Origin of the sequence: Rarobacter incanus (assembly GCF_006715765.1) — a bacterium.
Lineage (GTDB): Bacteria > Actinomycetota > Actinomycetes > Actinomycetales > Cellulomonadaceae > Rarobacter > Rarobacter incanus.
On record NZ_VFNV01000001.1, the window covers coordinates 2,011,758 to 2,028,694 of the forward strand.

Below are 16,937 nucleotides of genomic sequence, written 5' to 3' on the forward strand. Positions count from 1 at the left end.
CGGCACCGGGCGATTGCTCGCAGTGATCATTGCCGTGACACTCATCGCTGGCGGCGCGCTTATCGTGGCCGCCAAGGCCCAACCGGCGAAGGAACAGGTCCCGCGGTCCAGCGCGTCATCGGTGTGGGTCAGCAGGGATCAGGGAAGCCGAACCGGGCCGCTCTATGGCCTGCTCGACACGTCAATCGAGGAGCTGACGAACATCCAACCCGCCCTGTCGACTTTCCCGAAGTGGATTGTGCAGGGCGCCACCGCAACCGTTTTGGTCGGTGGGGATCGATACCTCCCCGTTGACCCCGCGTTGCCTCCCGCTCTCAGCGACGAGACGACCCTGCTTGCGCTGGGCGTCGTGATCGAGCAGGTGCAGGTTGCCGGAGAATACGTTGCATTGCTGGACGATGCGGGGAACGCATACGCCGGCACCGTCGCAGAACTGTCCAGAGGGGCGCTGGGCACGCAGCTCAATTCCGCGGCCGCGGGCGGCGCCGACGGTGAATCCGCGATTGCGGTTTCCGTGACGGACCAGGGAGTGTTTTCCGCCCTGACTTCGACCAAAGAACTGCTGCAATTCGATTCCAAGCAGACGCCGTCAGTGGTGAACAGGAGCGAACTGGCTGCCTTTGAGCCGCCCGCGAGCGAAGATACCGCCGTCTCCCTGGCCACGTTTGGAGAGCATTGGGCGGCACTCGTCGCTAATCCTGGCGGGCAAACCCAGGCCCTGTGGCTCGATGATGTCCGGCTCGCCGACGATCTGCCCGAGCAAACACTCCTGGGGACGTCCGATACCGCGGAGTCCGTGCTGCTTGCCGGCCCCGAGGGCCTCGCATCGGTGAGCGCTGACGGGCTGGGCCCCTTCGATGGTTCCGTGCGGGCAGGGGTCGCGGTTGCCGCTCCGCGGGCGGTGTCCCAGGGATGCGCGGTTGCCGCGTGGGTGGTCGGGACCGCAATGGTGGCCAGCCAATGCGATGGCAGTCCGGTCGCCCTGCCGGGCGCCGCGGCGGATCCCGCCGACAGGGTAGTCCTGCGGACGGTCGGTTCTGCAACCGTGCTCAACGATGCGACGACGGGGGCGACGTGGATCCTCGACGCCGCCGGGTGGACATTCGTCGCCTCCAGCGTCGAGTGGAACAACATCGACCGGTCCGCCAACAACCAGGAGATCCTGGATGAGGCGGACGTGGCCGATCCCCAGCCGCCCACGGCCCCCAGCGGTGAGAACGCGCGCTTTGGGGTGCGGCCAGGGTCGGTTACCTCCGTGCCGGTGCTCATCGGGGCCACGGATCCGAATCCGGAAGACGTCATCACGATCGTTCCCGGCACGATTGAATGGGCCGGAGAGAGCCCGTTTCCCGTCCCCGAGGTGGGCAACGGCAACACGAGCATCGTCGTCGACGCCCGGGATGCCGCCCAGGGTGGCGGCACCCTGACATTTGACATCACTGACGGCAGCGCCGCGGGTGGGCATCAGGTGAAGGCGGCTATTGACGTGAGCGTGCATCCGTTCACCGTCAACGAGGCTCCGCGCGAGGTGCGGATCGGCGGCGAGGAGGCGAGTTCATACGCCATTGCCCCCGATGGCGTGCTGAATGTGGATGTGGCGCGCTATTGGGTCGACCCCGACGGAGACGATGTGGCGCTGACTGTGCTGGCGCCGACCGCGGGGACCGCGGTCGCAACCGCGGCCAACCACATCGTGTATCGGCCCGATGCCGAGGCGGACGCCACGACCGTCGCGGTAAAGTACAGTGCCGCGGACGGACGGGGCGCCGAGAGAGAATCCGACCTTAGCGTGTCGATTCTTGAATCCGCGAAGCCGCTGGTCGAGCCGCTGGCGGTCACCGCCGTGGTCGGAGTCCCGATGCGTATTGCTGTGGCGGACGCCATCTCGGGGGTGGGCGACCGCATCAAGATTGCGCTTGGCAAGCAAGATGTAGACGGGCTCGCAGCCGAAGTCCGGCAAGACCCTGCCGAACTGGTGGTCACGGCCAAGCGCGCCGGTTCGTTCCCGGCGCTCACCTACGAGGTGACCTCGGGTGACTCGTTCGCCGCGGGAGTAGTCCGCGTCACTGCGGTCGTAGATGCTCCCGCCGCGGTGGTGGCGCCACCGATCCGAGCATTCGTCAGCCCGGGCACGGACACGCAGATCGACATCTTGGCGGTTGTGCCGAACCCGGGCGGAACCGCGGTTGCATTGACCGGCGTGGCCGAAGCAACGGCGACGCCGGAAACCCTGAGCGCATCCGGAATCGACGTGCAGGCGTTCGACGGTTCGAGCGTGCGGGTGGCGGCAGACTTCGCGGCTCGATCGCCCGCGTACGGGGAGGTGGTGCAGGCCGGATCGTTCACGTATTCGCTGGTCGCCACGTCGGTCACCGGCCGGTCCATCCGCCTGCAAGGCAGCGGAACCGTGTACCTGACAGCGCCAATAGACAACCCAACGCTGATAACCCGGACCGATACAGTGCAGATCGCGGCCGGGCAGACCGCGGACGTTTCGGTGCTGGACAACGACATGGCTGAACCCGGCGTGAGCATCCAACTCGACCCGCGGCCGCGTGGGCGCAGCAACACGGTCGATTCGGGCACCGGGCTACTCGCCTTCGCCGCGGGATCCGTCGTTCGGATACTGGCGCCACTAACGCCCGGAACCTACACCGTCCCTTACTACGCCTACCCCCGCGGCTACCCGGCGAAAGTGGTGCAGGGAAGCATCGTGGTAACCGTGCGCCCCGCCGGGGGGCAATCGGCGCCCGACATCACTCGCCTGATCGGTCAGGTGTCCCTGGGCGGAACAACCACGATCGCGTTGCCGGGAGCGGGCGGAGACCCGGACGGAGACGAGACGTACCTGGCGGGCGTCGAGGGCGTCGATCCGCAGGTCGCGCGGGTCGAAATTGACGAGGGCCGCAGGTCGCTCACCGTCGAATCGAAGCAGAACCTGGCGGCAACACCGGGCGGCAGCTCGCTTGCTCCCATCCGTTTCACCGCGCGCGTGGAGGGCGGCAGCAAGGTGGAGAGCGTGCCCGTGGTGGTGAGCCGCGTCGGCGCCGACGCTACCACCGTGGCCTTTAACGATTACCGGTACGAGGCGCAGGGTTCCCGAATCGAAATCTCGCCGCTCCAAAACGACGTGTGGCCCGGCGGCCAGCAGGCGATTCTGCAGAGTGTTGAACGGGTCGATACGGTAGCCGACCGCTCGGCGGGTGGGACGACTTTGAGATACACGCCCGTCGGCGATCTGACGCAGGATCGCCAATCGTTTGCGGCAGAAGTCTTGGCCGGCCGCACGACCTACCGGTACACGGTGGTGACGGGGATCGCCGATAGCACCGGCGATTTCGATCCCGCCCGCGAACGCGGGGTGCAAACCGGTGAGGCCGAGGCCTACGTGGTGGTTGAATCCGTGCACGACAGCGTCCCGCAGTATCCGCGCGTGCAAGACACGTACGTTTCCAACGCGGCGATAACGGGGACTGATCCGGTGGATAGTCGCCCCCGATTCACTGTGGATGTCATTACCGACAAGGTCACACCCGCGATGAACGGACGCCGCATTGCGGTGCTGACCGCGTCGCAAGCGCAGGGCTCCACCGATGGGGTCCGCATGGTCTCTGGCACGCTCACGGCAGCGGCGTCGGTAATCGCCTTCGAACTCGAATCGCCAATCACCGCAGGGTCCGACTATCCGGTCGTCTCCTACGGTTTTGTGCGCGTTCCCGCGGCCGACTCGTTGCGGCCGGAGCGTCGCAATCCGCAACGAACCTTCACGGTCCGCGAGGGCGGGACGCTCAAGATCGACCTGGCCGAGGAGATCGTTACCATACCCGGGCAGTCACTGGAGCTCGTCTCCGCGAGCCCGAGCGGCGTGCGCGCCGCCGCGTCACCGCCGGCTTCGTGCGCGGTCAACGGCACCACCCTCACCTACACGCCCGGGACCGGTTCCGCGGCCGTCAGCGACGACTGCACGGTTACGGCCCGGTGGCGGGGAACAATCGATAGCGCGACCACGCTGCGGTTCGCGATCACTGTCGTTTTGATCGACGAGCCCCCGGCCTTCACGCAGTCGCAGATACCGTTGGTGGTGCGCCCCGGCGGCGACGCGAGCGAGCGCGAGATCGACCTAACTCCCTACATCCGATGGGAAGGCGCGAGTGGGCAAGCCGACCGATCCCAGCTTGCGGTCCGGCTCACCGGTGACCCCGGGGACGCCATGGTCGTTGAGGGCCACGGGCGGACCGTAGCCGTCACTCATCTCGAAAAGGATGCCCGCCCGCAGGTGGTGCGGATGCAAGCCGAGCTTTTGCGGGACAATAAGGGCTTTTCGCCAGCGGTGACAGTCTCGATCGTGATCGAGGTGAAGCCCGCTGCAGGAACCGGACCCATCACGTTCGCGGATGCGACCGTCAACCTCAGGTTCGCCGGGTTCGATCGGATTGTGCAGGCCAACTCCGATGTGCTCGACGATATCGTGCGGCCGGAACTGGAATCGCGCTATTTCGGTTGGGACGGGGGGGCGGTGCATTTCGACACGTCTTCCTGCAAGGCGGCCTCCGCCGCGCTCACGTGCACCGATCTCGGTGAAGGTCGAATAGGTATCACGGTTGACCCCGGCACTGAGGAGTCCCCAACGCCATCATTTGCGGGGGTGCGGGTCAGGTATTCGGCCACGGATTCGAGCGCGGCGTCCGGGCGCACCGTGAACACCGGCAGCGGATTCGTGATCCTCTCGTACGACGGGGTGCCGAGCCCCCCAAAGGTCGCGTTCGTGGCTGCAACCGCCACCTCCGTCACATTGCGGGTCGCGGCTAACGCCCGGGACAACGCCGCAGAAATAACTCGATGCCGGCTAAGTTCGTCCAGCGGGCAAAGCCGCGAGGGCCAGGCAACGGGCGGCGAGTGCGAGATCACGGTCAGTGGTCTCACGGCGGGCAAGCGCATTCGATTCACAGGGCAGGTGAGTTTCGGTGCCGGATGGTCCGCGCAGTCGAGCGCCCTCGAGGCGTGGGCCTATGCCGCCCCAGCCAAACCTATCGTCACTTGGAAGCCCGTTGCTGGGGCGGAGGCGGGCCTCGTCGATCTCAACATCGTGCAGGGCGATGACGGCTCGACGAGGCGGTTCGAGGTCTACCGGCAAGATGGGACTCGCGTTGCCGGCACCATGCCCAACAACGGTTCGGCACGTGCCGTGCGGCTGCGCGCGGTGAGCGCAGGCGGGGAGCGCATCGAGGTGCGGGCGATCGGCGACGTGCCCAACGCCGCCGAATCGCAGGAACCCGCGCAGGCGTCGGTGGAGATCGAAGTCTACGGGGTCCGTGACGCCGACATCACTGCATTCCGCCAGGTCACGGCGGCCGACAAGGTGTCGGCAGAATCGTTCAGCGCCCAGGTCAAGATCGCCGGATCAGCGGGCATCAAGTGGGCCATTACCACCGCGGCGACGTGCGTGCCCGACAAGGTCGCCACCGCCGCCGACAATTCGGATACGGTGAACCTCGAGGGGATAAGCCCCGCGGGCGGACTGGCGGCCAATGCCGCAACGCAGGTGACATTCTGCGCCGTCGCATTCGACGCGAGCCCCCTGGCAAGCAAGCCGGGCCTGACATCCGCGCCGAAGGATAGATTCGGTGGCATCCAGCGGCAGTCCCTGCAAGCTATCTCCCTCGCGATCAACACCGATACCGTGCAAAACACCCTGAAGTACGACATCGTCGAGCGCGACGGAGGGTATGCGGTCGAACTCAACAGGACGTCCTATTCTCCACCGGGGTCGGCGGTCGAATTGACGCCAATTCTTGTGGCCGACCCCGGCGAATACGTCGTCAACGGATCGGTCGAGTATCGGGCGAAAGTGAGGCTTCGCTACAAGGACCAGGTATTGCCGACCGAGTACAGCATCGGTTCGGTTGCCACCAACAGGCGCTACATACCGGGCCCCGTTCAATGGCCCGCGCTGGACGCCGGGGAGTCTTGCACGCAGTTCCAAATCGCGCCGCCGACGCTCACCAACGCGAAGACCGCCCACTGGACCTGGTCCATTGCCTCGGACCACGGTGAGCCCGACGTGACCATCACCCAGCCGGGCAGCTCGGTCCAGGATGGGCTTGTGGAATTCGGTGCGGCGCACGCGGCGGGGGATTATGTTTTTACCGCGACCGTGACGTTCCGCGGACCGATAGGCGGACTCAGTGCGGTCACGCACACGTTCCCGGCCATTGCCTGTGCGGCGGGCGGCGGGTGATGGAAGCACTGTATAGCCGCGCCCGACGGGCCGCACGCGATAGATTGGCACATCGATTTGGGGGCCGACCCCAGCCACGACGGTCGAGGAGGTAGCAAGACATGGCAGTCACCCAGGAAGAGACAGACTGGTTTCGAAGTACGTTCGAGGGGCTGGTAGGCAACATTGAGTCGGTGCTGTTTGGAAAGCAGCACGCCGTCAAGCTGGCGCTCACGGCCATCGTGGCGCGGGGGCATTTGTTGCTTGAGGACGTCCCCGGGACAGGCAAGACCTCACTCGCGCGGGCGATTGCGCGCACAATTTCGGGGTCGACGAGCCGCATCCAATTCACCCCGGACCTGCTGCCCGGAGACGTCACTGGGATGACGGTTTACGACCAAAAGACCGGTCAGTTCGATTTCCACCACGGTCCGATCTTCGCGAATATCGTGCTCGCCGACGAAATCAACAGGGCGTCGCCCAAGACCCAATCCGCCTTGTTGGAAGCGATGGAGGAAGGCAGCGTTACCGTCGACGGGCTAACCCGGCGGCTGCCGCCCCCCTTCATGGTCATCGCCACGCAGAACCCCGTTGAGCAGGCAGGCACATACCGCCTCCCGGAAGCCCAATTGGACCGTTTTATCATGCGTTCCTCGATCGGCTATCCGGATCACACCTCCATGATTCGTATCATCTCCGAGGCGTCCGATCTGCCCGATCCCGAGGCGGTGATCACCCCGCAAACGCTCGTGACGATGGCCGACGTAGCGCGCGCGGTCTACATCGACCCGCTCGTAACCGACTATATCGCGCGAGTCATAGAGGCGACGCGCACGGCGGTGCAGGTGGCGTTGGGAGCATCCGTGCGCGGTGGCATCGCCTTGGCGCGAACGACTCGCGTGTGGGCGGCAAGCCAGGGGCGCTCGTTCGTGACACCCGACGACGTCAAGGCATTGGCGGGCCCGGTGCTGGCACATCGCCTGATTTTGGATCCGGAAGCAGAATTTGATGGCGTGACCACAGACGCGGTCGTAGCCCAGATATTGCTCGACGTTCCACCGCCCCACAAGCACGCGTGAACGAGCGAGAGCACGAGTGACTCCTTCGCGAGGCGCATCCGCCCGGGCGAGCAACTACCGCAGGGGTGACTTGGGCGCGCGCACCGAGAGCCGACAACCCGCGAACCTGCTCTCCCAACCGCAATCCGTGCGGCCGCGGCGAGGTGTCAAAATAGTGCTGCGCGCGGTTGGCGGTGCCAGCAAGTGGCTGGCGCGGGTACTGACTCCCGGCGGATGGTTCGCCGTGGCGGGAAGCTGCGCCGGGATCACGTTGGCGTTGACGCTCGGGTGGGCGGGGGCCGGTGCGGTTGGGTTTGCGTGCGCGATCGCGTTGGCGACCGCCGTGGCGTTCGTCGTCGGGCGGCGCGAATACGGCATCGACCTGGGCGTATTTCGAGTGCGTGTTACGGTCGGCGACAGTGCAACCGGGGCCGTCGTGGTGACGAACGTGGGCGCCCATACCGCACTGCCCGGTCGCGTGGAGCTTCCCATGGGACAAACCCTCGCGGTGATCGATGTTCCGATGCTTCGCCCGGGCGCCGAGCATATCGAGCATCTCGCCTTGCCGACGGCACAGCGCGCGGTCATTCCCATCGGACCAGCGCGCGAGGTAAAGGCGGACCCGTTGCGTTTGTTGCGGATCGAAGGTTCCTGGGAACGGGTGGAAACCCTTTACGTCCATCCGCGCACGGTAGCGGTTCCCACCGGCGAAGCCGGGCTGATACGCGATCTGGAGGGCAGCGCAACGGCCGCGATCACGGATGCCGACATGTCATTCCACGCGCTGCGCGAGTATGCCACCGGAGACGCAATCCGGCACGTCCACTGGAAGGCGACCGCGCACACGGGCACGCTCATGGTCCGGCAGTTCGAGGAGACCCGCCGGGCCCGCATGGGCGTACTGCTATCGCTGCGGCGGGCGGACTTTGCTGACGAGGAGGAATTCGAGCTCGCGGTCTGCCTGGCCGCTTCGGTTGCCGTTGCCGCGCGCCGACAGGGCAGGGACGTTTCCGCGGTCGTGCCGACCCCGATACCCGAGTTCGAGGACGCGGTTCGCCCGAGCCTGCGGACACTGAAATCGACGACCGCGGGCACGCTGCTCGATGAATTGTCATCCGTGCGGGGCGTCGAGCGGGCGGCGCGACTTACGCAGATCACCGAGCTTGTGAACCGTGATGTGCGCGGCATCTCGGTGGCGGTGATGATTGCCGGTTCCCGGGTGCCCCTCCCGGAGCTTCGGACGGCGGCGCTGAAATTCCCGCGCGACGTGGGGGTGCTGGCGCTCATCGCGAATCGGGATGCACCACCGGCAATCCGCGTCCTGCCCGACCTGACGATCGCGACAGTTCCCGTCCTCGAGGATCTGCGGGGAATGCTTGTGCGGGGTGCGAAATCGTGAGCCAATCGCGCGACGGGTGGAGGACTGGAAGCAGGCGCGCGTCCTGGATCCTGGATGCGTGCGCGATCGTGATCCTGCAATCGATCGCCGCCGTGATCTGTGCGCCCGCATACGGCTCGTGGCGGTTTGCGGTCGCGGCCGTGCTCGCAATAGGCGCACCCGCTGCCATCGCAATCATCCTGACCTGGGGAGTGTGGCTGCGGGCCCGCGGCGTGTGGGCGGCGTACGGGATCTGGTATTTGATCACGGGCATCCCGGTGGCAATCGGCTCCGCACTGTGGGACCTGCCAGCCAACCTTGGCTATGGCGCCTCGCAACTACTGACCGCACCGGTAACGGCGTGGAAACCGCTGGTCACGTTGGACGAGCCCCTTGGCGCGTTTGGAACGGTGCTCGTTCCGGCGTACATCGTTTTCGGCACCACCACGCTGTTCGCGGTGCTGGTGGCGGTGCGCCGGCCGCGACTCGTTGGATGGCAGCTTGCCGCCGTCGGCGCGGCATTGGTTTTCGCTATCGGTACCGGGCCCAAGGACCCGGGGGAACTCGTCCTTCATTTCTTCGGTGATGTGGAAGTCGGGCGCGAAGCGGTATGGGGAGCGCTGTGGGCGGCCGCCGCGCTGGCTTGGGCGGCGTGGCGCGTGCGAGTTTCGTATAGATACGCCCAGCGAGTGAACGCGAAAGGACGGCGCAAGCCGCGGCGAAGTGGTGCGATGGCGGGACGGCTGGCGGCCGCAACGGCCATCATGGTGCTCGCCGTTGTCGTCAGTGCGGGGCCTGGCCAGGCGCTGCTGCCCGCGCGATCCGTGGCACGCATGTGGTTCTCTTCACCCACGGTGCAGCCTCCGGCCACGAGCCCGCTGGATGGATTTAGGGCCTACTTCACGCCCAGCAACATCAACACGGAACTGCTCCGCGTCAGCGGCCCGGACGTGCCCGAGACAATTCGGCTTGCGACTCTCAGCAGCTATCGCGGAGACACGTTTGTGGCCGCCGAGGACCAGGATCCCGCAGGCGGATACCGGCAGCTGGCCTTGCGGGTCGAAGACGTGGCGGGGCCCGCGGCCACTGTCGAAGTGACGGTGGGGGCCTACGAGGGCGTATGGGTGCCGTCGCCGGGACAACCGATCCGGATCGACTTCCACGGCAAAGATTCGCGGCAATTGACAAACGCGACCTACTTTTCCGCGCAGGCCGATCAACTGATCGTGGTCGAGCCCAGGGATGAAAACGCAGGGCTCAGCACGGGGGATCGCTATCACCTGACGTATTCGCGAATGCCGCTGGCCAACGCGGTGGGGCGATCGACGGGGATCGTTCCCGCCTGGACCGCCCGGCAGGCACCGGCGATGTACCAGTGGCTTGCACAGACAGGCGCCGACCTGTCCACCGTGGGGGGCGTGCAGGACGCCGTGACGGCGATGATGAGTGCGTCCTATCTAGGGCACTCCCTCGACGATCCCGCCGCCGGCGGGTCGCGGAGCGGGACCTGGCTCGAGGATCTTCCCGCTAACTACACATTTTGGCCGAGCTTCGCGGGACACAACCTGCGCAGCCTTGAGCAGAACATCTTCGCGCCCATGATCGACCCGGCATACGAACCCTGCACCTCGGCCAGCGACCGGCAGTGCGCCGCGACCGTTGGCGATGACGAGCAGTACGCCAGCGCGGCCGCACTCATCGCCCAGGCCGGCGGGTTCGCTACGCGTCTCGTGGTGGGGGCCAACGTCAGGGCCGATGGATCGGTGCGGGGAGGGGATGTGCGCGCATGGACCGAGATTCAGGACACGACGGGCCAATGGAACCGCATCGAGGCGACGGCCCGCACCGACAACTCCTTCCGCGACGATAATCCCACCCCAACACCCAGGCAGTATTCCAACCCCGTAGACGCCGGGGCGGCCACGCAGAGCGCTCCGCCGGATGACAGGGGCCAGGCGGGGACGGGTAGCACCACCGAAGCTCCATCCGGGAATGAAGACGCGGCGCGGGCGGCGATGTGGATCCGCATCGCGACGTGGGCCGGCGGCGGGACCATTGCGCTGGCAGTCCTGACGCTCCCACTGTGGCTGGCGCTGCTCGCGAAGGCGATCCGGCGGCGCCGGCGGAGGCGCCGCGGGACCCCGGAGGACCAGATCACCGCCGGGTGGGATGAGTTCGTTGACCACCATATCGACGCGGGCCGCCCCGCGCCTGGGGCCCGCACCCGCGCGGAAACGGCCCGACTCTACGGCGGCGACAACGCCGCATACATCGCTGACCTGGCCGATCGGGCCGTCTTTTCGCATTACGATCCCGCAGCGAGGCTGAGTGAGGACTTTTGGGTGGAATTACATGGGTACCGTGCGCGTGAGCGCGCGCAAATGTCGAAAGCTGCGCGGATCAAGAGCGCAGCGTCGTGGCGGTCACTGCGAAGGCGGCGCTACAGCGCCGCGGGGAACACTAAGGGGGGCGGCTCATGAGGGGTATGGCGACGCGCGTTGCGGCACTGACGCACGGTGGTTTGGTCAGGAGCCACAACGAAGACGCCTTCGTGGCCGACGGTACGGTGTTCGCGGTCGCCGATGGGATGGGCGGGCACGAACGAGGCGAGGTTGCTTCCGCGATGGTGGTCGCAACGCTGGGGGAATTGGCAAGGGACTCGCCGGGGGCCGCCACGACGTGCACCAAGGTGGCGGGGGCGCTCGCGGATGCGCAGGTGAATGTCGAGCGTATCTCGGGCGGCGCCGCGCGCGCGGCGGGCTCGACGGTGGCCGGAGCGGCTTTGGTAGGCGGGCCCGCAAACTATCAGTGGATGATCTTTCACATCGGCGACTCCCGCGTGTACAGGCTCGCGCACGGAACCTTGGAATTGCTCACGATCGACCATTCACTCGTGCAGGAGCTTGTTGATTCCGGCAACCTCACCCCGGCGCAGGCGCGCACCTCGCCGCACCGCAACGTCATCACCCGCGCGCTCGGTTCCCCGGATCATGAACCATCCGTTCGGACCATTCGCGTTGCGCCGGGTGAACGCATCATGATGTGCACCGACGGTCTGACGAACGAATTGTCGGACGCCGAAATTCGGCAGGTGCTATTGGCGGTACCCGATACGGAGATGGCCGTGCGCACGCTCGTCCAAAACGCACTCGATCACGGGGGCCGAGACAATGTGAGCGTGGTACTCGTCGATGTGGATGCTAGCGATGCCGACGGGCCGGTGGGCGAGGACCCGGGCGAAGGCGCCAGCGACGCACCGAGCGAAGATACGGCCCCATCGCGGCGGCGGGAGGGCGCCGGGACACATGAGTGACGAATCCGACTGCGACGACACGATAGTTCGCCCGCAGCTGCCCGCACGGGAACCGGAGGCCACTGCCTCGCACGAGGAAGACACGGTGGTGCAGGGCGCGTCCGCCGCGGGCGGCCTGCCCACCCCGGGTGCGTCGCCGCCGCAGATTCCCGAACCGGCGCGCGATTCGTACGCATTGCGCAGCCCGCCGACGGAACTCGCGCCGGCGACGCGCGACTTCGCTATTGCATCCACGCGCACCCGTGTCGGGGTTCCCGCGCCGCCCCGCGCGCGCGGGCGCGTTGTGGGGCCGCGCTTCGGTGGAATAATGCTCTACGCGTCCGTGATCGTGATCGGGATCGCGGCGGGAGCGTACCTTCTCAACGGGTGGTGGCATGGCTGACTTGGTTCCGTGGGTCTATCAGACGGCTTTGATCACGCGGTTTCGCGGCCTGCGCCAGCGCGACGGCATCCTGCTGCGGGGCGACGCCGGCTGGGGAGAGTTTTCGCCGTTTTGGGACTACGACGACAACGAGTCGGCGCCGTGGCTGCGCAGCGCTCTCGAGATGGCGCATACCGAAGCGCCTGCCCCCGTGCGATCCCGCATACCGGTGAACGTCACGGTGCCTGCGGTCGGTGCGCAACGGGCCGCCCAGATCGTGCGCGGGGGGCGCGGATGCACCACGGCAAAGGTGAAGGTTGCTGCCGCGGGGGACACCGAGGCAGCGGAGGTCAGCCGCCTGGAGGCGGTCCGCGATGCGTTGGGGCCCGGCGGGCGGATCCGCATCGACGCTAATGGGGGGTGGTCGCCGCAGGTCGCCATCCGGCGAATCCCGGTGCTTGATCGCGCCGCGGGAGGGCTCGAATACGTGGAACAGCCCTGTCCCACCGTGGAGGACCTGGCGTATGTGCGCAAACACGTCGATGTGCCAATCGCGGCCGATGAGTCGATTCGGCGCGCGGAAGACCCGTTGCGCGTGGTGCGCGAACACGCGGCCGATATTGCGGTGCTGAAAGTGCAACCGCTGGGTGGGATCCGCAGCGCGCTGCGGATCGCCGAGCAAATCAAGATCCCGGTCGTAGTTTCCTCGGCCCTCGAATCCTCCATCGGGATAGCTGCGGGGGTCGCTTTGGCCGCGGCGCTCCCGGAATTGCCTTTTGCCTGCGGACTCGCCACCACCTTGCTATTTGCGCACGATCCCGTGGCCAAGTCGCTGGTCCCGACGCAGGGGGCCCTAGACGTTGCGGCGGCGCTGGATATTCAACGCGGCGGCCCGACGGGGGAGCCGGCAGCGGGCCCGCGGGCCGACCGGTGGCGCGAACGCTTGCATCGAGTGGGTAAATTGGTCGAGTGAAACAGCCACCCGCGGTGCTCGCCGCTACCGCGATCGTCCGCGCTTTGATCGCCTCGGGTGTGCGCAGCGTCGTCATTTGCCCGGGTTCGCGTGATGCCCCCCTGATTTACGCGTTTGCGACCGCTGCCGACCGCGGACTTTGCCGGATCTTCAGCAGATCAGACGAGCGCTCCGCAGCCTTTTTGGCGCTCGGACTGAGCCTGGGCGCCGACCGCGCGCCCGTCGCCGTGGTGACTACGTCCGGCACGGCGGTGGCCAACCTGCACCCGGCAATGCTGGAAGCGGCGCACGCAGGCGTACCCCTGATCGCCGTGACGGCCGACAGGCCGCAGCGTTTGCAAGGAACAGGTGCGAACCAGACTACGGTTCAAGCGGGCGCGTTTGGCCCGGCGACCGGCACCGTCGTCGTGCCTTGCGCAGATCCGGCGGACATCGAAAAGGCCGTTTCCGACGCCGTCGCCGGTGCCGTCCGGCCCGGCGACAACTCGCCCGCGCACCTGAACTGTCCCTTCGATGACCCACTGGTACCAAGCGGCGCCGACGGCAGTTGGCAGGATCTTGGAGATCGCGTGGAAGCGGGGGAGGTTCGGCCCGCCGCCAGCGCCCCCGTCGCGCCGCGTTCGGCTCGGCTCACTGCCGCACAAAGCCAACGGATTCTTCGAACCGATAGAACGGTCGTGATCGCCGGTTCCGACGCGGGACCGGACGCGGGTCGCCTGGCGCGCGCACAGGGTTGGCCGCTGATCCGCGAGATCACCGCGGGCTTCGGGCCGGGACCCTGCGACGTCCCGTCGTACCGGGAAGCGATCGACCGGTTCTTCGGAGACGGTCCGCACGGCCGACTCGAACAGGTGGTTGTGTTCGGCCGCCCGACGTTGTCGCGCCAGGCATCCGCGTTGGCATCCGCGCCCGGCATCCGGCTGATTTCGATCGGGCAGATGCACGGTGGCGTTGACCGCTTCTTCGATCCTGCTCGCCGCGCGCACTTGCGCTTGGAGGGCGCACCGGCCGGTTGGTTGCGCGATGCGTCGCCGAGCGCCCGCCGGAGCGACTGGCTGCGATTGTGGCTTACGGGGGCCGCCGCACCGCGCGCGTTCGGTGCCTCGCGGGGTGAGCATGGGCTTAGCGGGCGCGCGGCGGTGGGAGCCGTGGTCGAGTCGCTGGCACCCGGGATGGCCCTGGTCTTGGGTCCTTCCAGGGCGATCAGGCACGCGGACGAGGCCGCCCTTCCCCCCGGAATCGCGATCCATTCCAACCGTGGCCTTGCGGGAATCGACGGCGTCGTTTCCACGGCGATCGGCGTCGCGCACGCGCGACCCGCATCCGATACGGTCGCCGTCATGGGCGATGTGACCTTCCTGCACGACATGGCGGGGCTACATCGCAGCGCGGGCGAGCGCCCACTTAGGTTGTCGATCGTGGTGCTGGCCGATGGTGGAGGCACCATATTTCGCGGGCTGGAACACGATGCATTTGCCGAATCGGACTCGCGGGCCCGCAGGGCCGTTGAGCAACTGCTGGTTACGCCTCCGAGCGTGCGGGTTGGTTCTGTGGCCACGGCGCTTGGCGCCGATTACGTGAGCGTCGACGCCGAGCCGCAACTCCGCGCGGCGATGAGCGACAGGCCCGGCGGGTTGCGCGTCATCGAAGCGCGGATCGTTTCATAGGAAGCGTCCAGCATTGTCCGAGCGGGCATCAAGATTGGTGGTGTTTGCTTAGTGGCATCAAAGGAGGTCACCCCATGAACCAGGAACCCAACAAGGACCGCTTCGGATCCGAACCAACCGGCCAGGATCTGAACGCCACACAACGGCTGACACCGCTCGCCCACACCCAACCGTTTACGGCGCCGCGGGTGGAAGCAGGGTCGGCCGATTCTGTTGACGCCGACCGGTCGGAGAGTGCCACGTCGGGCACCCTCAACTCCAGCCCCTTCGCCGCTCCCGGGCCGTACGCTGCGTCGGGTTCGGCGGCAGGTCAGGATGCGTCGCGAGTGCAGCCCTCGCAACCGTACGCGCCGCCGGCGCAGCCGACTCAGCCCGTCCAGCCGGCGCAGTCCGCCCATTCCGCCCAGCCATACGCGCCCAACGGGCAGTCGTCGCCCCGGTACGCCGCCCAGGCGCAGCCGGTCACGCAACCCCAGGCCGCGCCGCAGTACGCGTCGGCCTTCGCGGCACCAACGTCGCCCGCTGAATTTGCGACCGAGGCGGGTGCGGAGCACGCTCCCGGGTGGGCGGCTCCGATCGGCGCGGTGCCCGCTACCGGATCCCTCCCCGAGAACCGAGCAGCGCGCCGCAATCGAAAGAAATCCCCACTCTTGGCGATGTCTGCGGTGGCCGTGGCGGCCGCGCTGATCGCGAGTTTCTCGACCGCGTTGCTAGTCAAGTCCACGCAATCACCGAGGGCGGCGGCAACATCGACCGCCGCAACGGCACAACTTGGCAGTTCATCTTCCAGTACCGTAGAGGTGCCGGTGGCCTCGTCCTCAACTGACAATCCGGACTGGCAAAAGGTCGTGACAGCGGTCTCTCCGTCGGTCGTGTCAATCAAGGTGACGACGGCGTCGGGCGAGGGCGAAGGTTCCGGCGTTATCGTAGATTCGGCGGGTCTGGTGCTGACCAACGACCACGTCGTGGGCGACGCAACGAAGGTAACCGTCACGCTCACCGATGGGCGCATCTTCGATGCGACGATCGTGGGAACGGACGCGACGACGGATCTGGCGGTCGTCCGCCTCAAGGACGCGCCCGACGACCTGAAGGCGGCGGTATTCGCGGATTCCGACACGGTGCAGGTTGGCGATCCCGTCATGGCCGTCGGAAACCCCCTGGGACTGTCGAACACGGCAACCACGGGCATCGTCTCGGCGCTGAACCGTCCCGTCTCGACATCCTCGACAAGTTCAGCTTCCAGCGAAACTGTTGTCACCAACGCGATCCAGATCGATGCGGCAATCAACCCGGGTAACTCGGGCGGACCGCTCTTCAACGCGCAGGGTGAGGTCGTGGGCATCACTTCTTCCATAGCGACGATGTCCAGCACCTCCAGTTCGAGCGGTTCTATCGGCCTCGGCTTCGCGATTCCCTCCAACGTTGCCAACATGATCGGTGAGCAACTCATCTCGAGCGGCAAGGCGGAACACGCCTACCTCGGGGTCATGTTGGGCGACGGTGAGGCGACCGCCGACGGAGCGACCAGGCAGGGCGCCAAGATCGAGCAGGTCGTGGACGGGTCCCCGGCTGCTACGGCGGGCCTCAAGGCGGGCGACGTGGTAGTAGCGGTCGATTCCAACACCGTCTCCGGGGCCGAATCGCTGACCGGTTTCGTGCGCGCAAAGGCGTCGGGAAGCGTCGTGAAGCTGACCGTGGTCCGTGATTCGAAGGAGATCGAGGTCAGCGTGACCCTCCAGGTGCGGGCCGATTCTGACACGAGTAGCGGTGGGTCGACCCAGCAGGATGATCAGAGCGGGCAGGATGGCAAGAGCGGCCAGAGCGATCAGAACAGCCAAGGCGGCCAGAGCGATCAGAACAGCCAAGGCGGCCAGGGTTTTGACCCCTTCAACCCGTTTGGCGACAGCGACCAGGGATAATCGAAGGTACCAAGCAGTGTGGCGTCGGCCGGAACCCGTTCGGATTTC

General features: G+C 66.8%; 9 protein-coding genes. All 9 read left to right on the forward strand.

Going from position 1 to position 16,937, the window contains the following annotated elements:
* The first annotated feature begins 34 nt into the window (after positions 1-34).
* The 9 genes from FB389_RS08280 (at position 35) to FB389_RS08320 (ending at position 16,889) form a co-directional block, all read left to right on the forward strand.
* Positions 35-6,238: an Ig-like domain-containing protein gene (locus FB389_RS08280; RefSeq protein WP_211344982.1), complete on the forward strand. Its 6,204-nt coding sequence runs from the start codon at positions 35-37 to the stop codon at positions 6,236-6,238.
* Between the two features lie 101 nt (positions 6,239-6,339).
* Positions 6,340-7,296: an AAA family ATPase gene (locus FB389_RS08285; protein ID WP_142112660.1), complete on the forward strand. Its 957-nt coding sequence runs from the start codon at positions 6,340-6,342 to the stop codon at positions 7,294-7,296.
* A gap of 154 nt (positions 7,297-7,450) precedes the next feature.
* A complete protein-coding gene (locus tag FB389_RS08290) occupies positions 7,451-8,674 on the forward strand; it encodes a DUF58 domain-containing protein (protein WP_142112662.1) in 1,224 nt (407 codons plus the stop codon).
* On the forward strand, positions 8,671-11,133 hold the full coding sequence (locus tag FB389_RS08295) for a transglutaminase domain-containing protein (protein ID WP_142112664.1): 2,463 nt from the start codon (positions 8,671-8,673) through the stop codon (positions 11,131-11,133). Before FB389_RS08290 ends, FB389_RS08295 begins: the two co-directional genes overlap by 4 nt.
* On the forward strand, positions 11,130-11,966 hold the full coding sequence (locus FB389_RS08300; protein ID WP_142112666.1) for a PP2C family protein-serine/threonine phosphatase: 837 nt from the start codon (positions 11,130-11,132) through the stop codon (positions 11,964-11,966). Before FB389_RS08295 ends, FB389_RS08300 begins: the two co-directional genes overlap by 4 nt.
* The gene (locus FB389_RS08305) at positions 11,959-12,348 is read left to right on the forward strand and encodes a hypothetical protein (RefSeq protein WP_142112667.1); all 390 of its coding nucleotides are present in this window, start codon (positions 11,959-11,961) and stop codon (positions 12,346-12,348) included. The genes FB389_RS08300 and FB389_RS08305 overlap by 8 nt, the downstream gene beginning before the upstream one ends.
* Positions 12,341-13,300 carry an o-succinylbenzoate synthase gene (locus FB389_RS08310; RefSeq protein WP_142112669.1) on the forward strand — a complete coding sequence of 320 codons (960 nt, stop codon included), beginning with the start codon at positions 12,341-12,343 and terminating at the stop codon, positions 13,298-13,300. Before FB389_RS08305 ends, FB389_RS08310 begins: the two co-directional genes overlap by 8 nt.
* Complete coding sequence (menD, locus tag FB389_RS08315) at positions 13,297-14,967, forward strand: 2-succinyl-5-enolpyruvyl-6-hydroxy-3-cyclohexene-1-carboxylic-acid synthase (protein WP_170207939.1); 1,671 nt, start codon at positions 13,297-13,299, stop codon at positions 14,965-14,967. Before FB389_RS08310 ends, menD begins: the two co-directional genes overlap by 4 nt.
* 74 nt (positions 14,968-15,041) lie before the next feature.
* The gene (locus FB389_RS08320; RefSeq protein WP_246043593.1) at positions 15,042-16,889 is read left to right on the forward strand and encodes a S1C family serine protease; all 1,848 of its coding nucleotides are present in this window, start codon (positions 15,042-15,044) and stop codon (positions 16,887-16,889) included.
* The last annotated feature ends 48 nt before the right edge of the window (positions 16,890-16,937 follow it).

What these genes read in the sequence shown, in the direction of transcription:
- FB389_RS08285 (WP_142112660.1), top strand. Translation starts at nt 6,340, where the DNA reads ATGGCAGTCACCCAGGAAGAGACAGACTGGTTTCGAAGTACGTTCGAG.
- FB389_RS08300 (WP_142112666.1), top strand. Translation starts at nt 11,130, where the DNA reads ATGAGGGGTATGGCGACGCGCGTTGCGGCACTGACGCACGGTGGTTTG.
- FB389_RS08305 (WP_142112667.1), top strand. Translation starts at nt 11,959, where the DNA reads ATGAGTGACGAATCCGACTGCGACGACACGATAGTTCGCCCGCAGCTG.
- FB389_RS08310 (WP_142112669.1), top strand. Translation starts at nt 12,341, where the DNA reads ATGGCTGACTTGGTTCCGTGGGTCTATCAGACGGCTTTGATCACGCGG.
- FB389_RS08320 (WP_246043593.1), top strand. Translation starts at nt 15,042, where the DNA reads ATGAACCAGGAACCCAACAAGGACCGCTTCGGATCCGAACCAACCGGC.